The sequence below is a fragment of the Fibrobacter sp. UWH5 genome, assembly GCF_900142505.1.
Classification (GTDB): Bacteria; Fibrobacterota; Fibrobacteria; order Fibrobacterales; family Fibrobacteraceae; genus Fibrobacter.
In genome coordinates this window covers 1-7,444 of the sequence record NZ_FRBB01000035.1, presented here as the reverse complement: position 1 = coordinate 7,444, position 7,444 = coordinate 1, and the positions used below count along the sequence as shown (strand labels likewise).

5 protein-coding genes and 1 pseudogene are annotated in these 7,444 nt (G+C 51.8%); 4 read left to right on the top strand and 2 right to left on the bottom strand.

Annotation, left to right across the window (positions count from 1 at the left end):
• Positions 1-314: pseudogene (locus BUB38_RS16175) on the bottom strand (hypothetical protein); the annotation flags it as partial.
• Between the two features lie 118 nt (positions 315-432).
• Positions 433-762 (bottom strand): DUF3467 domain-containing protein, encoded by a 330-nt coding sequence (locus BUB38_RS15355; protein ID WP_073161614.1) that lies wholly within the window; start codon positions 760-762, stop codon positions 433-435.
• A 168-nt stretch (positions 763-930) separates the two neighbouring features.
• Here BUB38_RS15355 and BUB38_RS15345 point away from each other — a divergent pair, with 168 nt between their 5' ends.
• From BUB38_RS15345 to BUB38_RS15330, 4 genes are read left to right on the top strand one after another with little or no spacing between them, the layout of a single operon-like run.
• Complete coding sequence (locus BUB38_RS15345) at positions 931-3,012, top strand: peptidase associated/transthyretin-like domain-containing protein (RefSeq protein ID WP_139258484.1); 2,082 nt, start codon at positions 931-933, stop codon at positions 3,010-3,012.
• Positions 3,005-3,817: an efflux RND transporter periplasmic adaptor subunit gene (locus tag BUB38_RS15340; RefSeq protein ID WP_073161611.1), complete on the top strand. Its 813-nt coding sequence runs from the start codon at positions 3,005-3,007 to the stop codon at positions 3,815-3,817. Before BUB38_RS15345 ends, BUB38_RS15340 begins: the two co-directional genes overlap by 8 nt.
• Positions 3,817-5,319: a TolC family protein gene (locus BUB38_RS15335; RefSeq protein ID WP_073161610.1), complete on the top strand. Its 1,503-nt coding sequence runs from the start codon at positions 3,817-3,819 to the stop codon at positions 5,317-5,319. The genes BUB38_RS15340 and BUB38_RS15335 overlap by 1 nt, the downstream gene beginning before the upstream one ends.
• Positions 5,312-6,751 (top strand): GAF domain-containing protein, encoded by a 1,440-nt coding sequence (locus BUB38_RS15330; RefSeq protein WP_073161609.1) that lies wholly within the window; start codon positions 5,312-5,314, stop codon positions 6,749-6,751. The genes BUB38_RS15335 and BUB38_RS15330 overlap by 8 nt, the downstream gene beginning before the upstream one ends.
• Positions 6,752-7,444 lie beyond the last annotated feature (693 nt).

Below are 7,444 nucleotides of genomic sequence, written 5' to 3'. Positions count from 1 at the left end.
TCATCACCACCCCCCTCCTCTGAGCTGCTCGACTTAACGCTTGACGAGGCTGGGTTAGACTCACCGCCACTGTTCTTGTCTCCTGTAGACGAGCTGGATTTCGCAGAGGAAGAGCTGTTCGTAGTCGAAGACGAGACACTGCTGCTAGATTTGTCTCCATTGCCGTCACTGGTCCCGTCGCCGCTGCTCAGGATTTCGCTAGACGAGGATTCCTTTTCCGGTTCAACGAAGCTGCTGCTGTCGTCGTCACCGCAGGCGGTAAAGAACATGGTTGCCGCGAACAGGGCCAGGGCAAATGGTAGCAATCGTTTCATTTGTTCACTCCAAAGAGATAAACTAAAAATAAGTTGGTGGTTATGGAAATTTCACTTTACATTGAAACAAAAAAAAACGACGTCTAGTAAAGTTGTCGCTTCGCTTGTCTTGAATCAATTAAGCCTTCTTCGGCTTTTCGGCAGGGGCTGCCGCCTGCATGCCGATGTCAATCTTTCCGAATTTCGCTTCGTAGGCATTCAAGGTGGCCCCAAGCATGATGGCGAGGCGCTTGGCCGTGTACGGGGTCATCACCACGCGCTCGGCTATTTCCACGTTCACCTTGCCCTGGTTCATGTTCCAGGCCTGATTCAAGCCCAGAAGCATCATGATTTCTTCACGGCCGCCCACGACGTTCGTTGCGTTCACGTAAAGGCTTTTCATGTTGCCGTCGTTCCAGACTACTTCTGGAAGGGAGTTGGCCGCTTTATTTTCTTTTTTTTCGTTCATGAGAATAGCTCCAAATAAAATAACACGCCAAATGTAACAACAACAAACTATAAAAAAACTTATTTTAACTTTATTTGCGTTCTTTTTACAAAAGTAACTTTTTTTTCTTCTTGTATTTTCCGTGTTTATTTTTATTTTTGTGCCCATTTTCTATACAACGGTATCTTTATGCAAGTCAAACAGGCTTTCTCCTTTGCAATGTGCGTCATTGCAGCATGTGTCATCGGCTGCTCTCCAACAAATTCCGAAGACAGCGAATACTCAAAATGGAGTTTTTCCGGCTCTGTCGTCGACGCCTCGAATAACGCAACTCTTTGTGGGGTAAAGATTTCATACCAAAACGCCTCCGGAGATCTCAAATCCACGGAAACCGACGAGGCCGGCAACTTTTTCATCGACGATTTGCCGTACGGTTCGCGAACCTTCACCTTCACGCACAGGGAAATTCAAAAAAAGGACACCTTGTACTACGCACCGCACGTCGAAACGGTCAACTCGACCAGCGAATCCTCGCACATGGAGGGGGTCGTCGCCACGTCATCCATGGTGATAAGGCTTTCTCCCCTCAACGCGGCCCTCAATGGAGAACTCTACATAAACGAAGCCAGTTCCGGGAAAGCCGTCCCGATAAAGGGGGCCTCCATATCCATCGTCCACCAGAGCGAAGATTACGTGAACCTGTTCCCCGAATCCTTCGACGGCTCGTCCGATTCACTCGGGAAGTTCACGTTCAAGAACTTGCCCGCAGATTCCGGGCTCGTCCTCAAAATAGCCCCCGTCACATACAACGGGTTGCGCTACACCGCTACAGACAAAATCCTTCCACGCCTCAAGCCGAACGGCGCCATCGATCTGGGACGCACGTACCTCCAGCAGGACACCCTTGTCAAAAAGCAAAACGACATCAAGGCCTCTAACGTGATGGACAAGAACTACATGGGGTACGGGGAGCTCTCCCCCCTGATTGTCCCGTACTACGTATTCAACGAAAAGATTACGTCCAAGAACTTGTCGGTCAACGTAAGGAGCGATTCGGCAAACTTCTACGTAGAGCCGGTCATCAAAGGCGACACGCTGTTCCTGGCCCACCCCGATAGCGTCTTCGACGCAGAAACCAGGTATTCCGTGAGCATCACCGCATACGGCAAGGAGTCGGGCGAGCGCTACAATCTCGCCTTCAACGGGGATTCCGCATTTACAACGGGCAGAGGCCTCTACGCCATAACAAGCAACGCATGGCCCAGCAACGAAAAATACACGTCCTCCTTCGGCACGAGCGACACAATCTGGGTCAAGTTCAGCGAGGACCTCGTCTCGAGCGCCGACAAGATTCAGTGGAGTTTCGCCAGCGGCGCCACGCGCACCATCTACGCGCACAGCTACGGCAAGAACGCAGACGCCTGGGTCAAAAAGGACACTCTTTTCGTCAAACTGATGGATCGCATCCTCGACTCCCGCGTGCAGGGAGATACCATCGGCATGAACATCACCGCGTACGGCAAGAGCGGCCTTGTCCTCAAGAATTTCTCCCTTTACACAGAAATCCAGGTTCCCGAAAAGCAAAAAATCAAGGCGTCAAATGTCGTCGACAAGTCGCTCATGGGCTATAGGGACGTCTCCCCCCTGATTACGCCGTTCTTCGTTTTCGAAGAGGAACTTAGCAGTGCGAACCTTTCCGTCTCGGTAAAGGCCGGTTCAGACGTATTCTACGTCACCCCGACAGTGAAAAAAGACACCCTGTTCCTCAAGCACGATCGTTCGTTCCCCTCGGAAGCGAGCATCAGCGTGAGCATCGCCGTATACGGCAAAAAGTCCGGCGACCGCATATCGTACGAGCTCACCGGCGATTCCGCCTTCGTGACAGGGCGCGGACTCTACGCGGTCACAAGCAACGCATGGCCAAGCAACAAGGGCTACAAGGCAAGCTTCTCCGCCGAAGACACCATCTGGGTCAAATTCTCGAAGGCTCTTTCCACGAACACCGACAGGATACAATGGAGCAAGGCGAGCAACGCAAAGTACACCCTGTACGGCCATGGCGCCAACAAGAACGCAAACGCAAAGGTCAAGGGCGACACGCTGTTCATAACAATGCTCCCGAACGCCATCAACGAGTCCACCCAAAACGGCGACTCCGTCGGCGTAAACCTCACCGTCTACGCAACCGACGAGACTTATCTCGAAAAGTTCACATTGTACACGGAACTCGAGATTCCCTTGTCGAGCTCAAGCACCACAAAAAATGAATAAGTTGTTCAAAATACTGTTTTTCTGCACCGCCGTATTCGCTTTTTGCGCAAGCTCTGCACTAGCCGCAAGCTTCGACGGTATCACGGAACCGCTCGCGCAAGCCAGTATGGGCTTTACCGTATCCGGGAAAATCGACAGCATCTGGGTAAAAGAAGGCGAGTTCGTCCACAAGGGCGACACCTTGATGAACCTCATAAAGACCGAAGAGGAACTGCGTTCACGCATCACGAAAATCACCGCCGAGGACCTCTCGAGTGTTGTCTCGGCGAAGGCGAAAATGGACGCGTACGAAAAGGACTTGGAAGCCACGAAAAAGTTGTTCGAGACTTCGAATTCCATAAGCGCCGAGCAGCTCTGGGAAAAGGAAATGAACTTCAATGTAGCGAAAGCCGAATGGGAAGCCGCAAAGGTATCCAAGTCCAAGGATTCCCTCGAGCACCGCATGGCACGCGCACAGCTGCTCAAGCAGTACCTAATCGCCCCCTTCGATGGAGAAATAGTTTCCATATCGAAGAACAGGAGCGAAAGCGTCGAAGCCCTCGAATCCGTCATCGAAATCGCGGACGTGCGCACATGCCGCATGACAGCCTACATCATTGTCAACAAGACGAACAAGCTGAAAATCGGCCAAAGCGTCAATCTTCAACTGAACGGCTCCGCGAAAAATCGGAACAAAATGGGAACCATTGAATTCATCTCGCCCGTCGTCGACAAGGCCAGCCTGCTACGAACAGTCAAGGTCATCTTCGACAATTCAAACCACTCCATAGAACCCGGCGTCACCGGCAAAATCATATTGCAATAATGCACAAACTTTCTGCACATTTGACGCTATTCGCTTTCATATTGATTTTTTCGGTCGCCAGTTCCTTTGCAACCGAAGACTCGCTCAGGCTCAACTTGGAAACGGCGCTCAAGATTCTTATCGAGAACAACACCGATATACAAGAAGCAAAATACAACTGGATTGCGCAAGCCGAGATGACAAAAGGGGCCTACGGGGATTTCGAGCCGCACTTAAACGGCCGTGCAAGCAAGGAAAGAGGTGACAGGCCGAGCGCCCTGTTCACGGAAACCAAGGACGAGTACAAAATCGGGATACAAGGGAAGCTACCCTCGGCTACGGAATACAGCGTGGGCTTCAACCAGGCGACCTACACCCATAGCGAATACACCTCGGAACTTTACTTTGGCGGCGAACTCCGCCAACACGTGCTGAAAGACGGCCTGCTCTACTTTTCGCCCACTGCGCAGCTCCGCGAAGCCTACCTGCAACAGGAAATCGCCTACCAGAAATACCGCAACACGCTCAGCGACGTTTTGGACAAGTTCTACGATGCCTACTGGAACTACTTTTACGCAGAGCAAACCCTGCAATTCGCCACGAAATCGTCGCAAGTCGCAAAACAAATCGCGGACGACGCAGAAAAAAGGCAGCAGTTGGGCATACTCTCGGTCCTTGACAAGCAGAAGGCCGTCGCCGAGTATTCCGACCGCGAGAGCGGACGCCTCACGGCAATGAATCAATTGCGAAGCGCAAGGCTCAACCTGCTACTTGCGATATCTGCAAGCGAAATCATCCAGGATCCGCGCCCCATCGCCATAAGCCTCCCTAGCGACATCGACACGTCTATCCAGGTAAAACCAGTTGACGCCGAAGATTCCATCTACCGCCTTCATCCCGCCTACATGCAGCAGCAGGCGGAACTCGACCTGCGCGAAGAGGAATTGAAGCTACATCGCACAAAATCGCTCCCGACGCTCGACATTATCGGGAATTACGGGATACGCAGCCGCGACAAGGAAGCAAGAACGGCTATTCGCAACTTCAAGCACCCCGAAGACCGTCAAACAGTGCTTGCCGGAGGAATCGAAATAGACATTCCACTGTTCGCAAACATCAATGAACGTCACCAGATTGCCGCACAGAAGGTAAACGTGAGAGCCGCACGTACACGCCTCGCGCTCATTCAGAACAAACTTTTAGAGGAATTCAGCATTCTGCAAAAAAGGTCCATCGAAATACGCGAGCAATGGAAATTCAGCGAAATCGCCGTCAACTACCACGAAACGGAACTGCAAGAAGAATTCAAAAAAATGGAACTCGGCAAAAGCAACTACCACATCATTTTCGACATGGAAGAGGACCTCCGCAAGGCGGAACAGCGCCACCTCGAGAATACACGCGATTTGCACCTTATCGACATAAAGCTCCTCATCGCGAAAGGAGAGCTGTTGCGCGAAAACGGCCTAGAAACTTGGAATCAGGGCAAGCCGGCCCTACGCAAGGAGCTGCTGCATGAATAATTCCAACACAAATTTGGACTCCAACAAACTGCTCCAGGCGATGCAAGGGGCGCTCAGCAGTTCCAACGCAAAAATCAACCAGATGACCCAAGTATTCGACGTCACCCAAAACGTACTTGCGTGCGACAAATTCAAAACGGCGACGTTGTCCCTGGTCAGCGGACTCTGCGACAAATACAGCGCCGAAAGGGTGAGCCTCGGATGGGTCAAGCACGATTACGTTGTGCTAAAGGCTCTGAGCCACACCGACCATTTCGAGAAAAAAATGCAGGTGGTGCGAGACTTGGAAGGCATCATGGAAGAAGCCTACGAGCAAGACGCAGCCATCGTCTACCCCGCCCCCGAAAAGAACGTTCTTTCGATTCGCGAGCACGAGCTGTACAGCACCAAATACCACACAAAGTACATACTCACCGTACCAATCCACAATGGCGACGAAATCATCGGAATCATCTGCTGCGAACGAAATTCGCAACCTTTCGACGACTTGAATTCTGAACAAATTTACCTGACATCGTCACTGTGCGCAGCAAGACTTGAAGAACTTTACAACAAAAGCTGCTGGTTCGGACTCCGCATGGTAAAAAAACTTCGGAAAATACTCTCCAAGCTTTTGGGAATCGAACACACGTGGGCAAAGCTATTCGGGATACTTGCAATAGCGCTGGTTCTATTCGCGACGCTTTACCCAATCCCTTACAGGGTTAGCGCTCCGGCAATTCTGAAAACAGACAAAATAATCTATACGACAGCCCCCTTCGACGGATACATCGATACCGTTTTTGTAAAGCCCGGCGACGTCGTTTACAAGGGAGCCCCATTACTCCGACTAAACCAGACAGAGCTCAAGCTTGAAGAAGCCGACCTCATGGCGCAGGAACAGGACTCCCGGCGCGAAATACAAAAAGCCCAGGCGGCCCACCAGCTTGCCGAAATGCGAATTCACCAAGCGCGCCTCGCGCAAACCCAAGCAAAGCTCAAGACAGTACGTTACAGGCTCTCCATGGCCGTGGTCGCCGTCACCGCCGACAGCGCCGTCATTATCGAAGGTGACCTGCAAAAACGCATCGGTGCCCCGGTAAACCAGGGAACGGAACTGTTCCAGATGGCATCCATCGAGAACATCTATGTCGAGATAAATGTGCCCGAACAGGAACTGCGCAACGTAAAACTCGGAACCCAGGGCCTGCTCGCCATCAAGAGCCGCCCCGAATACGTTTACCGGTTCGAGACGCAACACATCAGCCCCACCGCAGAGGTAAAGGAACAGGAGAACACCTTCGCCGTGCGCGGCGAGTTCGTCTACCAGACTCCGGCATGGTTCCGCCCCGGCATGACAGGTATCGCGAAGATTTTCGCGGGCAAGCGCACGCTCTGGTGGATTCTTTCACACCAGGCAATCGACTACCTTCGCCTGAAACTCTGGTGGTAAGGGGGCAAAAGCCCCGAAAAGCGACAACAAAGTGTGGTTGGAGGTCCTGCAAAATCGCAAAAAAATGATACTTCGATATAATTTCCCTACCAAAGGAAACCGATTGAAAATCGGAAGAAGGTTAAAATTGCTCACAAGAGATCCCGGCTGGGCGTGGGTGTACAATGCAACCACATCAAGCAATTTGGTATACCAACCCACATAGTCAGCAAAATAAATCCCCAAAGGTATAGAGAAAAAAGCGGGGCGGGGCCGGGGCTGAAGCGAGGGGGATTGGACTCTCGCTTTGCTCAAGTCCCAACCTTTAGGCTCAGCAATGCCCGTGCAAGCACGGTCGCTGCATTCGCCTTATGAGGTTGTCCTCCCCCACCATATACAAAAAGGGCCGCATCGCTGCAGTCCTTTTTTTGTAATGCTGGTCTGGATCCTTCGACTCCGAGGCTACGCCTCTTCGCTCAGGATGACATGCTCAAAGGCCTGAAAGGCCGACCTCATACCTCAAGCTATACGAGACTTGACAACTTGTTGTCTTAGTCGAGTTATCCCCTATGGGGAGAATGCCTAGGGCATGAGCGACCTCACGCCTCATTAGTCCTTGCCGTACACCTTTTCAGCGTAGGTAGCGGTTGCCATGAGGTATTCGCGGTTCATCTTGGCGATGTAATCCACGGTGATACCCTTCGGGCAAGCAGC

What these genes read in the sequence shown, in the direction of transcription:
- BUB38_RS15330 (WP_073161609.1), top strand. Translation starts at nt 5,312, where the DNA reads ATGAATAATTCCAACACAAATTTGGACTCCAACAAACTGCTCCAGGCG.
- BUB38_RS15340 (WP_073161611.1), top strand. Translation starts at nt 3,005, where the DNA reads ATGAATAAGTTGTTCAAAATACTGTTTTTCTGCACCGCCGTATTCGCT.
- BUB38_RS15335 (WP_073161610.1), top strand. Translation starts at nt 3,817, where the DNA reads ATGCACAAACTTTCTGCACATTTGACGCTATTCGCTTTCATATTGATT.
- BUB38_RS15345 (WP_139258484.1), top strand. Translation starts at nt 931, where the DNA reads ATGCAAGTCAAACAGGCTTTCTCCTTTGCAATGTGCGTCATTGCAGCA.
- BUB38_RS15355 (WP_073161614.1), bottom strand. Translation starts at nt 762, where the DNA reads ATGAACGAAAAAAAAGAAAATAAAGCGGCCAACTCCCTTCCAGAAGTA.